This window comes from Paenibacillus sp. 598K (assembly GCF_003851045.1).
Classification (GTDB): domain Bacteria; phylum Bacillota; class Bacilli; order Paenibacillales; family Paenibacillaceae; genus Paenibacillus_D.
In genome coordinates this window covers 293-779 of the sequence record NZ_BFBX01000093.1, presented here as the reverse complement: position 1 = coordinate 779, position 487 = coordinate 293, and the positions used below count along the sequence as shown (strand labels likewise).

Genomic DNA, 487 nt, shown 5'->3' with positions numbered 1-487 from the left:
GTATGACTGGGATGCCTACTATGCGGTCATCCGCGAGCATCAGCCGGGGGCGGTCATCTCCGTCTGCGGGCCGGATGTGCGCTGGTGCGGCAATGAAGCGGGCCATACCCGTCCGGTCGAATGGAGCGTCGTCCCGGCAACGCTGCAGGACAACGAGAAGATCCAGTCCGAGTCGCAGCAGGCGGATGACCCGGCCTTTGCCCGGCGGATCGGTACAAGCGAGGACGATCTGGGCAGCCGGGCGGTGATCGCCGAGGCGGAGTCGCTCGTCTGGTATCCGGCGGAGGTCAATACGTCGATCCGGCCGGGTTGGTTCTATCATGCGTCGGAGGACGACCGGGTGAAGACGGTCGAGGAGCTGGCCGATCTGTACGAGCGGACGGTCGGCGGCAATGCGACATTCCTGCTCAATCTGCCGCCGGACCGGCGCGGCCTCATCCACGAGACCGATGCGGCGCGTCTGCGGGAGCTCGGCGACTGGCTGCGC

The 487-nt window shown here is 66.9% G+C and carries 1 protein-coding gene; it reads left to right on the top strand.

Annotation, left to right across the window (positions count from 1 at the left end; genetic code table 11):
* A partial coding sequence (locus tag PA598K_RS24895) for an alpha-L-fucosidase (RefSeq protein ID WP_185602208.1) occupies positions 1 to 487 on the top strand: 487 nt, incomplete at both ends.